Raw genomic sequence first — 640 nt, 5'->3', positions numbered from 1 at the left:
ATCAATGACCGCACCACCGGGATAGCCAAAGTTGTAAAACTTCGCAACTTTATCAAACGCTTCGCCTACAGCATCGTCTATCGTTGTACCTAGAACTGTAATATTGTCAAAGTTGTCGGCACGGCAGATGATTGTGTGTCCGCCTGAAACAAGAAGTCCCAAAAATGGGTATTCGCACTTTACGGAAGAAATTAAACGAGGAGCGTACAGGTGCGCCAATATGTGGTCAACGGCGATAAATGGAATGTTACGGGACCAGGCGAACGCTTTTGCGAAAGACAGCCCGACTAACAAGGAGCCTAAAAGCCCCGGTCGATTTGTTACTGCAACAGCGTCAATCTCCTCAACTTTCATGTTCGCTTTGTCCAACGCTTCTTTTGTTACGGCATAAATCCACTCGGTGTGTTTTCTGCTCGCTATTTCGGGGACTACTCCGCTCCACGGGGCGTGAAAAGGTATTTGCGTGGCGATAACATTGGAAATAATTTTTTCGCCGTCTTCTACAACTGCGGCGGAACATTCATCGCATGAAGTTTCAATGCCAAGAACTTTCATTTCTTGATTATATCAGAAGCGGTCTTTAGAGTGTAACCCTGTTCGAGCAAAATAGGAAATTGCTCTGCGAGTAAAGGCGCTAAAT

1 protein-coding gene is annotated in these 640 nt (G+C 45.8%); it reads right to left on the bottom strand.

Going from position 1 to position 640, the window contains the following annotated elements; translation table 11 throughout:
• Positions 1 to 555, bottom strand: a 555-nt coding sequence (locus ACYVTD_RS15370; protein WP_461248571.1) for a tRNA (adenosine(37)-N6)-threonylcarbamoyltransferase complex transferase subunit TsaD, incomplete at its 3' end; no start/stop codon positions are given.
• Positions 556 to 640: the final 85 nt, after the last annotated feature.

The organism is Treponema sp. R6D11 (assembly GCF_054786075.1).
This window is presented reverse-complemented; position numbering and strand designations above follow the sequence as displayed.